This window comes from Mucilaginibacter phyllosphaerae, assembly GCF_004378255.1.
In the GTDB taxonomy this organism is placed as follows: Bacteria; Bacteroidota; Bacteroidia; order Sphingobacteriales; family Sphingobacteriaceae; genus Mucilaginibacter; species Mucilaginibacter phyllosphaerae.
The window spans coordinates 496,247-514,807 of sequence record NZ_SNQG01000002.1 but is presented as its reverse complement, the minus strand read 5'-3'; the positions used below and the strand labels follow the sequence as shown (position 1 = coordinate 514,807).

Genomic DNA, 18,561 nt, shown 5'->3' with positions numbered 1-18,561 from the left:
TTTGATGTACAAATATATACTATTCAAATAGCTTGCCACAAGTAGCTGCATGACAATGTGACAATTATATTATCAACATCTGCCTAATTACAAACGCATTATATTATTAATCACACGAAATTATTTTTAGTGCATATAAGCTTAGAGGTGCATTTGTAAGCCAATTACACCAAATACACACAAATTATGCTTAAAACAGATATGCCAAGGTTAAAAGAATATTAACATTCCGCAGATTTGACTAATATGCAATTTCATAACTACATATTAACTATTATGAAATGATAAAATTGTATTACATAATTATATATCACTTATTATATATTTGATTATACATAAACTTAATATTATCAGCCAATTAGCAAACTGCAGGATGTTAACGCGCAGATAAATCACCATTTACCAATTTTAACTTAAAAAAAATGAAAACAAACTTTAACCCCAAACATGGTTTGCGGATTGCAGCCTACATATGCGCAGTTTTTGCTGCAACCCTATTAAACAGTTGCCGTAAAGACAATGTTAGCCCACCAGAAAATGAAGATAGCAACGCTACGGATCGTAATCGTGTATCTGTTGAATCAACCGCAGGTTTTGGGAACGGAACCAACCTGCAGCCCTCTTATTATAACAATGGCAATCCAAATTTTGGGTGGTCGCTTATGAAGCAGCAAACCAAGATAAAAACCCTTAGAATTGAGATAGACCCAAGCCGGGTAAGCACAAGCACAGCCAAAGGCTGGATCACTCAGGCAAAAAGTAACGGCTACACATCCATCATCTGTACGTATCATAATTTTGGCGGATCTGACAATCTGAACGACCTGCTTACCGCTGCTAACTGGTGGAAAAACAATTATAACACCCTGGGCGGCGGGTTTACCATTAACTTGTGTAATGAGTGGGGCAGCCACAATATCAGCGCATCCACCTATGCCAGTTATTATAACCAGGCCATAGCAGTTGTACGCCAGGTTTACAGCGGCAATATCATTATTGATATCCCCGGTTACGGGCAGGAAACGCTTACTGCTTACAATGCCATTAAAACAAGCAGCCCTAAAATCACGGATGCCAAGATCATCCTGTCTACCCATATTTATCCGGGTAATTACAACCAGGGCCGCGGCCGTACTTTTCAGAAATCTGATCTGGACGACTTATCAAACACGGGTAAACCTGTTATAGTTGGTGAATTTGGTACCGGATCCGGCAGCTGCGACTGGTCGGGCTGCGTTGATTATGCAAAATCAAAAGGGTGGACAGTTTTATCCTGGTGCTGGAATGGGGATGGCAATAATCTTAATATGGTAAACCCATCATGGGCAACCAACCCTACCGCCACATCGTTTACAACAAACGCTTATTTTAATACCGTTTACGCTAAACTGTAAGCAGTACTACTTAATGCCGCCTAAACGAATCGTTTAGGCGGCATTTTTATGGTAACACATTAAATACTTAGCTTTACCATGCTGTGGAAATGAAATAAAATATCCAGAACAGTAATTGACTAAATACTCAATAAGTTGCACTACTCTTACACCAGCATCGCCGGTGCGTTCGTCAAGTTCAAGATCTCGGCCATCAGTTCATCACTTGGGCTTACTTTGTGTGTTTTGGATAACAGATCTACCTGCATCAATTCTTCACCACATTTTACCTTAAATTTCAACGAACAGTTTTTTGTTGGATATTGCTCGTTATTGGTACTGATGATCTGCTCCAGCCGCTCTACCAACTGCGTGTTAACCGCTTTCAGGTCAAGGCTAACGATGATGGATTTGGTAAGTTTGTCGCGCATTTCAGATAACAGGTCCATTACGGTAATGCGCAGGTCCCAGTTATCTTTCTGGCGAAATTTCTCTTCTATGGTTCCCTTAATATGCAGAAAATACCCATCTACCATCATATTGCGGAATTTCACATAGTCCTCGCCAAAAAATGCAAACTCGTAAGATTCGTTGTAATCCTCCAGCACAAAGGTACCGAACGGTTTCCCCATCTTGGTCATTTTATGCTGAACGTTGGCTACTAATCCCCCAATGCGGATCTCGCCGCGTTTACGCAGGTTAGCCAGGTTATTCATCACCTCCTCTCCTCCCTCGCCCGAACGTGCCTTCTGGATATCTTTCAGTTCGGAAATGGTAGTATTGCAATACCTTTCCATTTCCAGCTTAAAATTATCGAGCGGGTGGCCGGTAAGGTAAATACCTATCACTTCCTTTTCGTACTTCAGCTTCTCTATCAACGGCCATTCCTCTGCATCGGGCATGGCAGGTTCGGGTATGTAAGAAGCTACCGAACTGCCGAACAGCGAAGATTGCGAGCTGTTTTGCGTATTCTGATAATCGTTACCATATTTTATCAGGCGTTCTACCCCGCTTAAAATACCGTTTTCCGTTTTGGCAAAGAATTGCGCACGGTTTAATCCAAACCCGTCAAAAGCACCGCCATAAACCAAGTTTTCATAAGCCTTACGATTAACCGAACGCGTGTTGGAGCGCTGTGCAAAATCATAAACGGTTTTATAAGGCCCGCGTTCTTTACGTTCCTCAATAATACTTTCTACCGCTTTTTCGCCTACACCCTTCACTCCGGCCATCCCAAAGCGGATAACGCCCTTTTTGTTAGCGGTAAAGGCCATATCGCTTTCATTAATATCCGGCCCTAAAACCTCAACACCCATGCGGCGGCATTCCTCCATAAAAAAGGTTATCTTCTCCATGTTGTTTTGGTTGTTCAAAACCGCTGCCATATATTCTGCCGGGTAATGTGCTTTTAAATAGGCCGTTTGGTAAGCCACAAAAGCATAACAGGTAGAGTGCGATTTATTGAACGCGTACTGTGCAAAGGCTTTCCAGTCGGTCCATATTTTAGTCAGCTTATCTTTGGGGTGGCCTTTGGCTATGGCCCCATCCATAAACTGGGCTTCCATTTTATTCAGTACCTCTATCTGCTTTTTACCCATTGCCTTACGCAAAACGTCGGCATCACCTTTACTAAAGCCCGCCAGCTTTTGCGATAGAAGCATCACCTGCTCCTGGTACACGGTAATACCATAGGTTTCGCCCAGGTATTCTTCCATGTCGGCAAGGTCAAACACAATAGGCTCTAACCCGTGCTTACGTTTAATAAAGTTAGGGATATACTCTATCGGGCCAGGGCGGTACAGGGCATTCATGGCGATTAAGTCCTCAAACTTATCGGGTTTAAGATCGCGCAGGTACATTTGCATCCCATCACTTTCAAACTGGAAGGTACCGTTGGTATCGCCGCGCTGGTAAAGCTCATAAGTTTGCAAATCATCCAGCGGGATGTAATCTATATCGATATGTACATCATGGTTTTGCTTGATCAAGCGCAGGGCATCCTTAATAATAGTGAGCGTTTTTAGGCCCAAAAAGTCCATTTTTATAACGCCGGCATCCTCAATTACGCGCCCATCGTACTGGGTGACCAACAGGTCCGAATCCTTTGCCGTAGCAACAGGTACAATTTCTGTCAGATCGTACGGGGCAATAATGATACCCGCGGCATGCACACCCGTATTACGTACAGATCCTTCCAGCTTTTCGGCCTCGCGCAGTACCACGCCTTTCAAATCGGTAGACTTGTAGATGGTTTGCAGCTCGGGCACCTGCTCAATAGCCGTTTTCAAATTGATGCCCAGTGTATCGGGCACCAGCTTTTTCATGGCATTTACATCAGATAAAGGCATATCCAACACACGGCCCACATCCTGAATGCTGGTACGGGCAGCCATAGAGCCATAGGTAATGATCTGCGCTACCTGGTTTTTACCATATTTATCAACCACGTAATCAATCACCTTCTGGCGGCCGGCGTCGTCAAAATCCGTATCGATATCGGGCATGCTCTTCCTGTCGGGGTTCAGGAAACGCTCAAACAGCAGGTTATACTTTAGCGGATCGATATTGGTGATACCCGTACAATAAGCCACTACAGATCCCGCAGCCGAACCACGGCCCGGGCCTATAAATACCCCCATATCTCGGCCAGCCCGTATAAAATCGGCCACGATCAAAAAGTACCCCGCAAACCCCATGGTACGGATGGTGAACAGCTCGAAGTTGATACGTTCTTCCGCCTCGGGGCTGATATCTTTGTAACGCTCTTTGGCACCCATAAAGGTAAGGTGTTTCAGATATTCCCATTGGTTAAGGGTATCTGCATCGGGCGTCATGTCACTGTGGATCTTAAATTCCGGCGGGATAACGTAGTTAGGCAGTAGAATATCGCGCTTTAGTTTAAGCACATCTACCTTGTCAACAATCTCCTGCGTATTATCTAACGACTCAGGGATGTCATGGAACAGCTTGCCCATTTCCGCCTGCGTTTTAAAGTAAAACTGGTCGTTAGTAAAGCCAAAACGGTAACCTTTACCACCTTCTTCATCGGTAGCTATGGGGGTGCTTTGCAAATCGCCGGTGTTTACACACAGCAAAATATCGTGCGCGTTACTATCCTGCTGGTCTACATAGTGCGAATCGTTAGAACAGATAAATTTTACATTATACTTTTTGGCAAACTTCATCAGCACCGCATTTACCGTGTTTTGCTCGGGGATATCATGGCGCTGCATTTCTATATAGAAATCCTCACCAAAAAGGTCCAGCCACCATTTAAATTCAATTTCGGCGGCGGCCTCGCCATCCCGTAAAATTGCCTGCGGCACCGATGCGCCCAGGCAGCAAGTGGTAGCTATAATACCTTTATGATATTTTAGAATTAGTTCTTTATCTATACGCGGCCATTTACTGTAAAGCCCTTCCATATAACCTAACGAGCATAGCTTTATCAGGTTTTTATAGCCCTCGGCGTTTTTGGCCAGCATCAACTGGTGGTAACGCTTATCCTTTTTCTCTTTGGTAAACTGTTTAATGTGCCGGTCATCAACCACATAAAACTCGCAGCCTACAATAGGTTTTACATTATGTTTACCGGCCTCGGCCACAAATTTAAAAGCACCAAACATGTTACCATGGTCGGTAATAGCCAGGGCCTTCATCCCGTCAGCAGCTGCCTTTTTATATAACTTGGATATATCAGCGGCGCCGTCAAGTAACGAAAATTGGGTATGTACGTGTAAGTGCGAAAATTCGGGCATGGTAAAATCTGTATCAACTAATCCGGTGGATTACAAATTTATTAAAAAACAAAGTTGGAGCGTAGCAATGTTAATAAGTTATGGTTGCGGGATTGTCAAATAAAACAATTTGTAAATTTTGTATTACATCAAGTAAACAAGACTAATTTAAAGCCGTTTTTCCTAATAAGAAAAAACAATACTGCGCCAAAAAGTGTTACTTCGTTAGTATAAATAGGCTAAAATGATAGTTTATCATAAAACTATAAGTTGTAACCCTTAACCTCTACAAATTTGGAACGATTTGGACGTATAGCTCTTAAAACAATACTTTGGATAATTGCAAGCATCATATTTTTGGTGTTACTTGTGGTTATTTTAATACAGGTACCTGCCGTGCAAAATTTTGCGAAGGACAAGGCTGTTACCTTTCTGCAAAACAAGATCCACACCAAAGTAGAGATAGGCCACATTAGCCTGGGCCTGCCCAAATTGCTTGTGCTTGAGGATGTTTATTTTGAAGACCAAAAGAAAGATACCCTGATAGCCGGCGACAAACTGAAGGTAGATATTACGCTGATGAAACTACTTAAAAACAAAGTAGAGATCAACGAAATAAATCTGGAGGGTATTACCGCCAATGTTAGCCGCGGGCCGGATAGCCTTTTTAATTTCGATTACATTATTAAGGCCTTTGCAGGCGAGCAGAAAAAAGAAGTTAAGCCCGAGGACACCACTTCTACCATGAAATTTTCGGTAGATAAGATCATACTGGACAGGATCAATATCAAGTATAAAGACGCAAGTACCGGCAACGATGTTAAATTTTTGCTGGGCCATTTTGATACCCGCATTACAGATTTTGATTTGGATAAGATGAAATTCACTATCCCTAAAATTAATTTGAGCGGGGTAAATGCAAAGATCCTTCAAACCCCTGCAGGTTCTTCTATCCAACAAGCCGCAACAATTGATACGGCCACCAAGCCATTAAACATGGACCTGAGCCTGGGCGAAATAAACGTAGATAAGGTTAAGGTAGATTACAAAAGTACCGAAATGGCCGCCAAGGTAAACTTGGGCAAGTTTGTGGTGAACATGGATAAGATAGACATGAAAAACCAGCATGTAGGCGTTAAATCCATTGTATTAGATAACACCGATGCGGGCTTAACCTTTGCCAAACCAACTACTGTAGCCAAAGCTGTAGATAAAACCATTAAAAAGATAGACACCCTTACCTCTGCCACACAGGCTAAAGGGTGGACAGCCAGCTTGGGTAAGATCACCTTAACTAACGATAATATTAAATTTGATAACGATGCGCAAAAGCCAATTGCCCGCGGGTTAGATTTTGCGCACATGAACATTAAAAACCTGAATGCCGATGTTCAGGACCTTTCTTACACGCCGGATAGCTTATCAGGTAAAGTAAATGCATTCACGTTTGCAGAAAAAAGCGGTTTAAAGATCAATAAGTTCCACACGGCATTTTTCTATGGCCCTAAAAACGCTTACCTCAAGAACCTGCTGGTAGAAACACCCACATCTGTTATTCAAAAAGATCTGCAGGTGGGCTATCCGTCTATAGAATCGTTAACCAAAAACCTGGGCAAACTCAGCATCAACGCCAATTTAGATGGCAGCAGGTTAGGCCTACGCGATGTACTATTGCTGATGCCGGCAATGGCATCTATGGAGCCGTTTAAATCATCGCCAAACGCTATTATTAAAATAAATGGCAGGGTTAACGGTACGGTTGATAACCTACGTATCCCTAATATCGAGATAAGCGGTTTTGGTAATACCTATGTTAAAGCTTCTGCCAGTATGCGCGGGATGCCCGATGTAGAAAAAGCTTATTTTGACCTTAATATAAACGATTTCCGTACTACACGTAATGATATTGCCCGCCTGGTTCCGAAAGGCACCATTCCGCCAAATGTGAGCATTCCGGAAAACATGAACCTGAAAGGCACTTTTAAAGGGGGCATCAAAACCTTTAATACCAACATGGCCCTGCGCAGCAGCTATGGCGCGGTTGACCTGGTAGCAGCCATGAAGAGCGGCAAACATAAAGGCAGCGAAACCTATACAGCCAATATCAAAGCCAACAACCTGAATGTGGGTGCATTAACCAAACAACCACAGATGGTTGGCTTTGTAACCATGCGTGCTAACATCAGCGGTACCGGGCTCGACCCTAAAACCGCCAGCCTTAAATTTAACGGCGATGTTACAAGCGCTAATGTTAAGGGTTACACCTACCGCAATCTGATAATGAATGGTACTGCCCGCAACGGTGCCTACGTAGCCAAAGCCCGGATGAAAGACCCTAACATCAACTTTACGCTGGATGCAAAGGCTAACATGAATAAAAAGTATCCATCGGTTAACGCAACGCTTTTGGTGGATAGTATTGATCTGCAAAAACTGAATTTCAGTAAAGACCCCATGCGTTTTCACGGCAAGATAGTTGCCGATGTACCAACTGCCGACCCGGATTATCTGAACGCCAACATACTGGCAACCGACCTGCTGGTAGTTAATAAGGGCGACCGTATTGCATTAGATAGCGTAAACCTCATCTCAACCGCCACTGCCGACAGCAGCACCCTGCGTTTAAAAACACCTATGTTTTATGCGCACATGGCAGGTAAATACAAGCTAACCCAAATTGCACCCGCCATACAGGATGTGATCAACAAATATTACGATATGAATTTGGCAGCAGGCACTAAAGCCGGGCCAAAGGTTAAATACTCGCCGCAGCATTTTACGTTTGATGCCCGATTTGTTAAAACGCCGTTGGTTAGCAAATTTGCCCCCGACCTGAAACAGCTTGACCCTGTTATATTTAACGGTCGGTTTAACAGTGAGGCCGGCGAGTTGGTTGTTAACGGCTCTTCGCCACGTATTATTTATGGCACCAATACGGTTAACAATTTTAAACTGGCCATTAATACAGGCAATAATTCGCTTAACTATGCCTTAACTGTCGACGAGATCAAAGTAGGTTCTTCGCTCGATCTGTTGTTCCCAAGTGTTACAGGGGCGGCCCAAAACAATAAGCTGGGCATTAACCTGCAGGTACGCGATAAATTAAGAAAGGAACGTTACCGCATAGCCGGCGAATTTAGCGCCCTCCCCGGCGAATACCAGTTCAGTTTTCTGCAAAACGGCTTGCTGCTTGATTATACCCCGTGGTCGGTTAGTGCAGACAATGCCCTGCAATTTGGCACTAAAGGTATCCTTGCCCGCAACTTTGCCATTACAAACAGCAACCAGGTGCTTAGTGCCAATAGTTCGGGCGGTATGAATTCCCCCATCACTGTTGATTTTAAAAACTTTAAGATAGAAACACTAACCAAACTGGCCAAACAGGATTCTTTACTTATAGGCGGCACTATTAACGGTAATGCGGTGGTTAGCAATTTCCAGAAATCGCCGGTATTTACCTCGGCTATCAACGTAAGCGATTTTAGCTTTAGAGGCGACACCGTGGGTAACATAGCTGTAAAGGTAAATAACCAAACCGCAAATGCCTATGCAGCCGAAATGAGCATTACCGGCCGTGGTAACCAGGTAGATCTGAACGGCTTTTATTACACATCACCATCCAGCAGGTTTGATATGAACCTGAATATTGTTAAACTAAGCATGCAAAGCATCCAGGGCTTCAGCTTTGGCTCTATCCGCAACGCTACCGGAGACATTACCGGCCAGTTAAAAATAACCGGCACAACGGCTGCACCGGCCATCAGGGGTAATATAAACTTTAACAAGGTAGGCTTTAACGTATCTATGCTTAACTCTTACTTTACTATGCCGCAGGAAAGTATTACGTTTAATGACGAGGGGATCCGTTTTAACGATTTCACGCTGGTGGATTCTACCAACAGCAAAGCAATTATCACAGGATCTATCTATACTAAAACCTACACCGATTTTAAATTCGGCATGAACATCCGTGCAGATAATTTCAGGATGATCAATTCTACCAAGGCAGATAACCAATTATTTTATGGCAAGCTGTTTATGGATGCCAATATTAAAATACGGGGCGACATGGCCAAGCCGGTTGTGGATGCAACCCTCACCGTAAACGAAAAAACAGATATGACCTTTGTACTGCCAACTGCAGACCCGGGTGTGGAAGACCGCAAAGGCGTGGTAGAATTTTATGATGCCAGCGCACCGAAAATGGATTCGATATTGCTGGCAAAACAGCTGGACTCGTTGAAACAATCAGAAATTACCGGCCTGGATGTAAACGCCACTGTAAATATCGATAAGAATGCCAACTTTACCATTGTAGTTGATGAACGTAACGGCGATGTTGTACACCTGAAAGGCGAGGCACATTTAAGCGGTGGCATAGACCCAAGCGGCAAAACCAGCCTTACCGGTACCTATATAGTAAACCAGGGCTCGTACAACTTATCCTATGCCACGGTATCGCGTAAATTCAACTTTAAACAAGGTAGCACCATCACCTGGACAGGCGACCCTACCAGTGCTAATATAGATCTTACCGCTATTTACGTAGCCAATGTACCACCGATAGACCTGGTTGCTAACCAGCTTACCGATCAAAACTCTACCCAGTACAAGCAAAAGCTGCCGTTTAACGTGAACCTGAACTTACGGAACGAACTGCTTAAACCAAACATCAGTTTTGATATTACCCTGCCGGATAGTAACTATAACGTGGCTGCCGAAGTAACTAACACCGTTGAAGCGCGCCTTGCCCAGGTTAGGCAGGATCCTAACGAACTGAACAAACAGGTACTGGGCGTTTTAGTACTGGGCCACTTTATTGGCGATAACCCGCTGCAAAGCCAGGGCGGTAATGCAGGTGTGGAAGGCGCTATCCGTAACAGCGTAAGCGGCTTGCTTACCGATCAGCTGAATAACCTGGCCGGCGACCTGATAACCGGGGTAGACCTTAACTTTGGCGTTACATCCGGCGAAGATTATTCATCCGGCACGGCAACCAACCGGACAGACCTGAATATAGGGCTCTCCAAACGATTCCTGAACGACAGGCTGACCGTTAGCGTAGGCAATAACTTTAATATCGAAGGTGCACAGGCCGGGCAAAAAACATCAAACATTGCGGGTAACGTATCGGTTAATTACAAACTGAGTAAAGACGGCCGCTACACCCTGCGCGCATACCGTAAAGACGAATTTGTGGTGATACAGGGCCAGATAGTGGAAACCGGCGTTGGTTTTGCGCTAACGGTAGACTATAACCGCTTCCGCGAGATCTTCCGCAAACGTACCGAAGAAGAAAAAGCCATGCGTAAACGCTACCGGGAAGAGCAAAAGCGGAAAGAAGAACAGGAAAAAGCGTCGCAGCAAAAAGAAAAAGAGGAAAGAACCAAGACCCAGACCACAACTTTATGATCAAACGTATAATATATTTATTGTTACTTGCGGTATTGTTAAATGCCTGCAGCACTACTAAATACCTTGCCCCCGGCCAAAAGCTATATACCGGCGGCACTGTTAAAGTTGATGATAAAGTGATATCCAAAGGCGATGCTAAAGCCTTAAGTTCTGAACTTAAAACCTATATCAGGCCAAAGCCCAACTCGTCTTTACTGGGCATGAGGATAAAGCTGTGGCTGTACTACAAAACTAAAGCCCGTAAAGGCTTCATTCAAAAATTCCTGAGTAAGTATGGCGAGCCACCGGTATTGGTTAGCCAGGTAAACCTGGCCAAAAACAGCGAGATCATGCAAAACCGGTTGCAGAACATCAGCTATTTTCAGGCTACCGTAAGCGGTGATACCATTGGTAAAGAAAAAACTGCCAAAGCGGTATTTACTGCGTTACCCGGCCCGTCATATACCATCCGTAACATCACATTTCCGGGTGCTACAGATAACAGCCTGGATACCGCCGTTAAAGGTACCATGAAACAAACCCTGCTTAAAAAAGGTGACAAATATAATCTGGATGTGATCAAAAACGAACGCATCCGCATAGATACCCGTTTAAAGGAAGAAGGCTTTTTTTACTTTGCGCCCGAGCAGCTGATCGTAAGGGTTGACAGTACCATTGAAAACCACCAGGTGGATATGACGGTAAGGATAAAACCTGAAACGCCGGACAGGGCACGCGAAATTTATACCGTGCGTAATATTTATGTGTATCCAAACTATTCGTTAAGAGATACCTCGCTAAAGTTAGACCAGGCGGCCCCCTACCGCTGGTATAATATTATCGACCCCAGAAAAACCGTAAGGCCTTATCTTTTTGCCAATACTGTTTTACTGCACCCGAATGATGCTTACAGCCGCACCATACACAATAACTCGTTGAACAGGTTTATTAATTTGGGCCCCTACAGATATGTAAAAACCAAGTTTGAAGATGTAACCCCCGATTCGCCCAAGCTGGATATTTACTACTTTTTAACCCCATACAAGCGCAAATCTTTACAGGCAGAGATTATTGGCCGTACCACATCGGCCAACTATACCGGTACGCAATTAAATTTAAGCTGGCGAAACAGAAATGCCTTTAAAGGCGGTGAATTGCTTACCGTTACCTTATTTGGTAGCACAGATATACAGGTAGGTGGCCAAAATAATGGCTTTAACGTTTACCAATATGGTGTACAAACCAGCCTGTCGTGGCCGCGGCTGATCCCATTCAATATCAAATCATCCAATGCTTATATCCCCCGTACGGTTTTAACATTAGGCTATACCTCTGTAGTAAGAGAAAAGCTGTATTCGTTAAACTCCTTCAACGGGTCATTCGGTTACCAGTTTAAAAGCGATGAGCATAAACTGCACGAGTTAAATATACTGGAAGCTATGTTTGTTAAGCCCCGTAACGTACAACAGCTTTATACAGATAGTATTAAAAAATCCTCAAATCCATCACTTAAACACGTAATTGACCCACAATTTACTTTGGGCCCAAGCTATGCATACACTTATGATAATACTACCGAAGATTACCGCACCAACAGCCTTTACTTTCGAGGTAAACTAAGTTTATCAAATAATCTTTATGGTTTATTAAGCGGTGCAGATACGCTTGGCGGCAAGGCAAAAACTTTGTTCGGTACAATTTTCAATCAGTATATTAAAGCAGAGAGCGAGATTAGGCTTTTCCATAAACTGAGTGCCAATACCAAAATTGCCACGCGTTTACTGGCAGGTGTGGGTTTACCTTACGGCAACTCTACCATTTTACCCTATAACCAGCAGTTTTTTATTGGTGGGCCTAATAGTTTAAGGGGCTTCAGGCCACGCTCGATTGGCCCGGGCACGGTTGACCCTACCCCATTAAGCGGTAACGGTTTTATTGCCGACCAAAGCGGTGACATTAAACTGGAAGCTAACATAGAGTTGCGCCAAAAGCTGTTCAGCATTGTTTACGGTGCTTTGTTTGCCGATGCCGGTAACATCTGGAACGCTAAACCGCACCAGCCGGGCGGTACTTTTGGCCCCAATTTTTTAACCCAGATGGCAGTAGATGCGGGCTTTGGTTTAAGGTTTGATGCTTCGATACTGGTGTTACGTACCGATTTGGGTTTCCCGCTTATTAAACCATATACACCTGCCGGCGGTACCAGATCTATCACCCCGAGCTTTAAAAATGCCATTTTTAACATTGCTATCGGTTACCCGTTTTAATAGTAGTTTATTTATTTTGTACTCGTATTACGCAATGCCATCGGGTTGCCCCAAAAAATGACTAAAAGAACTATAACCGTTCCGCTCCATATTATTGATCTGCATGGCGATGGCTTTCATCCTGTACTGGATATCATGGTGTTTGGCAAACCGTTTAAGGTGGTGCTGGATACCGGCGCATCGCGCACCGCATTTGACCATGATCTGTTGGTACAGGCTAATGAGCAAGCTGCAATAGTAGCAAGCGAGCGGCTTTCTACCGGGCTGGGCACCAATACAATGCAGTCGTCAACCGCTGTAATCGAAAACATCCGCATGGGCGAAATGCTGATCCCGGAACTGGAAGTTGCCGTGCTTGACCTATCCACCATCAATATTGCCTATCGTGAAATGGGCCACCCCGAGGTATTAGGTGTTTTAGGCAGCGATATATTAATGAAATATAACGCTGTAATAGATTTTGGAAAGAAGGTTTTAAAGTTAAAGTAAACAAAAAACCCTGCTTATTCAGCAGGGCTATATTGAAATTAAAACATACATCTACATATTTAAAATACGCAAATCCGTACATCAATTATGTGTCTATCCGCGCATAACGTGCATTTTTCTCAATAAACTCACGGCGTGGGGCAACCTCATCACCCATCAGCATAGAGAAGGTATGGTCGCATTCGGCAGCATTATCAATGCTTACCTTTTTAAGGGTGCGGTTAGCCGGGTTCATAGTGGTTTCCCATAATTGCTCGGCGTTCATCTCTCCCAAACCTTTGTAACGCTGTATATGCACACTATCTTCTTTACCGGCACCTTTTAAGCGCTGCACGGCAACATCACGCTGCTCATCGTTCCAGCAATACTCAAATTCTTTACCTTTTTTAACCTGATACAGTGGCGGCGATGCAATATAAACATAACCAAACTCTACCAGCTCTTTCATATAACGGAAGAAGAAGGTAAGGATAAGCGTAGTAATGTGCGACCCATCCACATCGGCATCCGTCATAATCACAATTTTGTGGTAGCGCAGTTTGGTAAGATTTAAGGCCTTGGCATCTTCGGGCGTGCCGATGCTTACACCTAAACCGGTAAACATATTCTTTATTTCTTCATTCTCGTAGATCTTATGCTCCATGGCTTTTTCCACGTTCAGGATCTTACCACGTAGTGGTAGGATAGCCTGAAACTCGCGGTCGCGGCCCTGCTTGGCGGTACCACCCGCCGAGTCGCCCTCTACCAGGTACAATTCGCATAATTTGGGATCGCTGTTGGCACAATCAGACAGTTTACCCGGCAAACCCGAACCGCTCATGACGCTTTTACGCTGTACCATTTCGCGCGCTTTACGTGCAGCAGCGCGGGCAGTAGCAGCCAATATAACCTTCTGAACGATCATCTTAGCCTCTCTTGGGTTTTCTTCCAGGTAATTACCTAAAATCTCGCCTACGGCAACGTTAACCGCGCCACTTACCTCGCTGTTACCCAGTTTGGTTTTGGTTTGGCCTTCAAACTGCGGCTCCTGCACTTTTACAGATATTACAGCCGTTAAACCTTCGCGGAAGTCATCCCCGGTTACATCAACCTTAACATTTTTTAGCAGACCCTCTTTATCGGCATAAGCTTTAAGCGTACGGGTTAAACCCATCCTAAAACCGGCTACGTGCGTACCGCCTTCTATGGTATTAATGTTGTTTACATACGAGTGCACATTCTCTGAATACGTATCGTTATACTGAAAAGCCAGCTCGACTGGGATCCCCTGTTTAATTCCCTCTAAATATATCGGATCCGAGATAATCGCTACACGGGTGCCATCCAGGTATTTAACAAATTCACGCAATCCGCCTTCAGAGAAAAACTCTTCTACGATAAATGAGCCATCGTCATTTGTCTCGCGCTCATCTGTTAAGGTTAAACGGATGCCTTTATTTAAAAATGCCAGTTCGCGTAAGCGGGTAGCCAGGGTTTCAAACTTATACTCGGTAGTGGTAGTAAAGATCTCCGCATCCGGCTGAAAAGTTTGGATAGTACCCGTTTGGTCAGACACCCCGATCTCTTTTACCGGGAACAGGGGTTTACCACGTTCATATTCTTGTGTAAAGATCTTTCCCTCGCGGTGTACAACGGTTTTAACATGTATAGATAGTGCATTAACACAACTTACCCCCACACCGTGCAAACCACCGGATACCTTGTAGGTATCCTTATCAAATTTACCGCCTGCGTGCAGCACGGTCATTACAATTTCTAATGCTGATTTTTGCTCTTTGGTGTTGATACCCGTTGGGATACCACGGCCGTTATCTTTAACCGTGATAGAATTGCCTTTATGGATCGTGACATTGATGGTATCGCAATACCCGGCAAGCGCCTCATCTATGGAGTTGTCAACCACCTCGTAAACCAGGTGATGGAGGCCTTTAACGCCTGTATCACCAATGTACATGGAAGGCCTTTTCCTTACAGCTTCCAGGCCTTCTAAAACCTGAATATTATCTGCTGAATAATTTGATTTATCCTGAATTTCTTCGCTCATAATTGATTAAAACAATAACCCTCAAATTTACGTTTTTTGCGCCATATTAAGCTTAACAATGTGCAACATAAGTACAATTGTGGATAAATATGACCCGTAATAAACATCCTTAATTAATGGTTAGGAAACTTGTGACGAAAGATTATATTTGTCAAAATTTTTTAAGATAAACACAATTAAAATGAAGGCATCAATTGTTACAAAATCAGTATTGGCATTATTAATTGCTGCAGGTGTATCTGCTTGTAACCAAAATAAAACAGAAACCAAACCGGCTGCTGCTGCAAGCACCGCAGGTACCACTGCCGCTACCCCCGAAATTGTTTACATTAACCAGGACTCGTTAGTAAGCAAGTACGATTATATTAAGGATATGGACAAACGCCTGGGAGATAAAAGCAAAGCTGCGCAAAGTGATGTACAAACGCGCCAGCAGGCTATACAACGCGAGGTTGCAGAATACCAGAAAGGTGCCGCTACTATGAGTGCCGACCAGCGCCAGGCTACCGAGCAACGTTTACAGCGTAAAGGACAGGAGTTTCAGCAATATCAGCAAAATGCAGGTGCGCAGGTGCAAAGCGACCAGATGAACGAGCAAACCAAACTTTACGAAAAACTGGTAGATTTTACCAAAGCTTACGCTAAAGAAAAGGGTTACAAAATGATACTTACCTACCAAAAAGGTAACGCAACCGTACTTTACGGCGACCCAAGCCTTGATGTAACGAATGATGTGATTAAAAGATTAAACGACGCTTACACTAAAGACAAAAAATAATATATTAATGTGCTGATGCGTATATGCTGATGTGCAGACTTAGTATTATTAAAAAAACCCCTGCTTAGTAGCTGGGGTTTTTTTAATTTAGAACGATATGGAAAATAAAGGAACTGAAAAATTCATGCAAATGGCAATTGAGTTGTCTGAATACAATGTTAAACAGGGTTTGGGTGGCCCTTTTGGGGCGGTAATTGTTAAAGGTGGTATGGTGATAGCCCGTAGCGCCAACCGCGTTGTACCTACAAATGACCCAACCGCGCATGCCGAAGTATCTGTTATTAGGTTGGCTTGCCAGGAACTGGGCACCTACAACCTGGAGGGATGCGAAATTTACACCAGCTGCGAACCCTGCCCTATGTGCCTGGGCGCCATATACTGGGCACGAATAGATAAAATATATTTTGCCAATACCAAAAAGGATGCTGCTGATATTGGTTTCGACGATCATTTTATTTATGATGAACTTGCACTGCCTATGGAAAAACGCAAACTTCCATTTGTACAAATGATGCATAACGAAGCCTTTGCTATATTTAAGCAATGGGAAATATCAGACGAGAAAGATAATTATTAAACTACAAAACCATTTTATCTTTCATCCTACCAGTCCTATCCACTGGCAGTCCTCAAAATCGGTAAGCATGTGGAATAACAGGCCGACACCCAGTATCCTTGTTTTAGGGAAAAACAATAACACTACATACACGCCTACAGCATAATATGAGTGTAAAGGATGGAAACCCACACTACACCGCATAGGATCAAATATAGGTTTAGCTAACAGGTGGTCGGCATCAACTAACATGGTAGCTATCATTATCAGCCATGCTTTTTGCCACCTGTCTCTAAAAAAAATATAAGCCAGCAAGCCCGGCGCAGCAAAGTGCAGCCCGTAATGCAATACGGGCCGCAGCGCCGTTAAAAAGGCAAAATTTTGCATTGATGATAAAAGCTTGCCGATACTACTTTAGTTGATGAGTGATTTGATCAGCTCTTCCAGATCTTTTAAGTAAAGCATATTAGGGCCGTCGCTAAGGGCATTGTCCGGGTCTGGATGTGTTTCTATAAAATAGCCGCTGGCGCCAAATGCTTTGGCAGCATGTGCCATATTAGGCACAAATTTACGGTCGCCCCCGGTTTTGCCTCCTGCACCTCCCGGCCGTTGTACCGAATGGGTGCAATCCATACATACCGGGTAACCAAATTCTTTCATGTCATAAATATTCCTGAAATCGACCACCAGGTTGTTATAACCGAAAGAATTGCCACGCTCGGTAAGTATTACCTGGTTGTTACCTGCATCTTTAACCTTTTGCGCCGGATAAAACATATCCTGCCCGGATAAGAACTGGGCCTTTTTAACATTAACTATCTTGCCTGTTTCGGCTGCGGCAATCAGCAAGTCTGTCTGCCTGCATAAAAATGCCGGGATCTGTAAAATATCCACCACTTCGGCACAAGCCGCCGCCTGGAATGGCTCATGGATATCTGTAGTAACGGGCAGGCTGAATTTTTCTTTAACCTTGTTCAGCATCTCCATCCCCTTGGCTAAACCGGGGCCACGGTATGCATGTGCGCTGGTACGGTTAGCCTTATCAAACGATGATTTAAATACTACGGTTACCGGGTATCTACTGCCAATTTCGGCAACCTTTTCGGCCACGGTGTAAAGCAGTTCCTGGTTCTCCATAACGCATGGGCCAACAATAAAAAAAGGTTTTTGGGTAATATCATTATATAGTGCCATTCTGTTCTATTTTTTTCCGTGCAAGCAGTAAGTCTTCCGGGGTATCTATTCCCTTCTCTATACCTTTTACTTCAATCATTTTAATTTTATATCCGTTCTCTATCGCTCTTAACTGCTCCAGTTTTTCTGTACTTTCTAAAAAAGAAACGGGCATCGTGATAAACTTTTTAAGGAAAGATGCCCTATAGGCATAAACGCCCATATGCTTTTTATAAGCTGATGTTTCTTCCACCTCTGCATCCCGAGAAAAGGGAATGGCGTATCTGGAAAAGTAAATAGCATTACTATTTACATCTGTAACCACCTTTACCAGGTTGGGGTTATTTAATTCCCCGTTGTTTTGTACCGGCGCGCAAACACTGGCCATAACGGCATCACTTTGCTGTAGTGCAGTTATCAGGCGGTCAATAATCCCGGCATCAAAGAATGGCTCATCGCCCTGCACATTTATTACCATATCGCAGGCAATAGTTTCAATCACCTCGGCAATACGGTCGGTACCGCTGGGATGCTCTTCTTTGGTCATGATAACGTTTGGGGTAAAAGCCTTGCACACATCAAAAACCTCATTGCTGTCTGCAGCTATCCAGATCTGGTGATGGAGGGTAGCTTTTTGGCAAGCCTCATAAACACGCTGTATCACCGGTTTACCGCCCAAATCTAAAAGCACCTTACGCGGCAGCCGGGTAGATTTTAAACGTGCGGGTATAACAATAATTACCTTCATTT

General features: G+C 43.8%; 11 protein-coding genes. 6 read left to right on the top strand and 5 right to left on the bottom strand.

What is annotated here, in order from left to right; translation table 11 throughout:
- Window positions 1–422 precede the first annotated feature (422 nt).
- Window positions 423–1,394 carry a cellulase family glycosylhydrolase gene (locus E2R65_RS07115; RefSeq protein WP_134335787.1) on the top strand — a complete coding sequence of 324 codons (972 nt, stop codon included), beginning with the start codon at window positions 423–425 and terminating at the stop codon, window positions 1,392–1,394.
- 146 nt (window positions 1,395–1,540) lie between these two features.
- Here the strand turns inward: E2R65_RS07115 and dnaE are convergent, their stop codons facing one another.
- The gene (gene dnaE / locus E2R65_RS07110; RefSeq protein WP_134335786.1) at window positions 1,541–5,131 is read right to left on the bottom strand and encodes a DNA polymerase III subunit alpha; all 3,591 of its coding nucleotides are present in this window, start codon (window positions 5,129–5,131) and stop codon (window positions 1,541–1,543) included.
- 273 nt (window positions 5,132–5,404) lie between these two features.
- On the opposite strand from dnaE, the gene E2R65_RS07105 reads away from it, so the two are divergent.
- The 3 genes from E2R65_RS07105 to E2R65_RS07095 are packed head-to-tail and all read left to right on the top strand — an operon-like array spanning window position 5,405 to window position 13,260.
- Window positions 5,405–10,522, top strand: a complete 5,118-nt coding sequence (locus E2R65_RS07105) for a translocation/assembly module TamB domain-containing protein (RefSeq protein ID WP_134335785.1) — start codon at window positions 5,405–5,407, stop codon at window positions 10,520–10,522.
- Window positions 10,519–12,771 carry a translocation and assembly module lipoprotein TamL gene (gene tamL, locus E2R65_RS07100; protein WP_134335784.1) on the top strand — a complete coding sequence of 751 codons (2,253 nt, stop codon included), beginning with the start codon at window positions 10,519–10,521 and terminating at the stop codon, window positions 12,769–12,771. The genes E2R65_RS07105 and tamL overlap by 4 nt, the downstream gene beginning before the upstream one ends.
- A gap of 57 nt (window positions 12,772–12,828) precedes the next feature.
- Entirely contained in the window at window positions 12,829–13,260 is a 432-nt protein-coding gene (locus E2R65_RS07095) for an aspartyl protease family protein (protein WP_134335783.1), read from the top strand.
- A gap of 85 nt (window positions 13,261–13,345) precedes the next feature.
- Here the strand turns inward: E2R65_RS07095 and gyrB are convergent, their stop codons facing one another.
- Entirely contained in the window at window positions 13,346–15,304 is a 1,959-nt protein-coding gene (gene gyrB / locus E2R65_RS07090) for a DNA topoisomerase (ATP-hydrolyzing) subunit B (protein WP_134335782.1), read from the bottom strand.
- 181 nt (window positions 15,305–15,485) lie between these two features.
- Here gyrB and E2R65_RS07085 point away from each other — a divergent pair, with 181 nt between their 5' ends.
- Together E2R65_RS07085 and E2R65_RS07080 are read left to right on the top strand one after the other, a co-directional pair.
- Complete coding sequence (locus E2R65_RS07085) at window positions 15,486–16,082, top strand: OmpH family outer membrane protein (RefSeq protein WP_183500330.1); 597 nt, start codon at window positions 15,486–15,488, stop codon at window positions 16,080–16,082.
- A 97-nt stretch (window positions 16,083–16,179) separates the two neighbouring features.
- Window positions 16,180–16,659 carry a nucleoside deaminase gene (locus E2R65_RS07080; RefSeq protein ID WP_134335781.1) on the top strand — a complete coding sequence of 160 codons (480 nt, stop codon included), beginning with the start codon at window positions 16,180–16,182 and terminating at the stop codon, window positions 16,657–16,659.
- Between the two features lie 21 nt (window positions 16,660–16,680).
- On the opposite strand, the gene E2R65_RS07075 is transcribed toward E2R65_RS07080, so the two are convergent.
- The 3 genes from E2R65_RS07075 to kdsB are packed head-to-tail and all read right to left on the bottom strand — an operon-like array spanning window position 16,681 to window position 18,559.
- A complete protein-coding gene (locus E2R65_RS07075) occupies window positions 16,681–17,025 on the bottom strand; it encodes a DUF6122 family protein (protein ID WP_134335780.1) in 345 nt (114 codons plus the stop codon).
- Between the two features lie 27 nt (window positions 17,026–17,052).
- On the bottom strand, window positions 17,053–17,832 hold the full coding sequence (gene kdsA / locus E2R65_RS07070) for a 3-deoxy-8-phosphooctulonate synthase (protein ID WP_134335779.1): 780 nt from the start codon (window positions 17,830–17,832) through the stop codon (window positions 17,053–17,055).
- Window positions 17,819–18,559, bottom strand: coding sequence for a 3-deoxy-manno-octulosonate cytidylyltransferase (gene kdsB, locus E2R65_RS07065; protein WP_134335778.1), 741 nt, complete (start codon window positions 18,557–18,559; stop codon window positions 17,819–17,821). Before kdsB ends, kdsA begins: the two co-directional genes overlap by 14 nt.
- Between the last annotated feature and the right edge of the window lie 2 nt (window positions 18,560–18,561).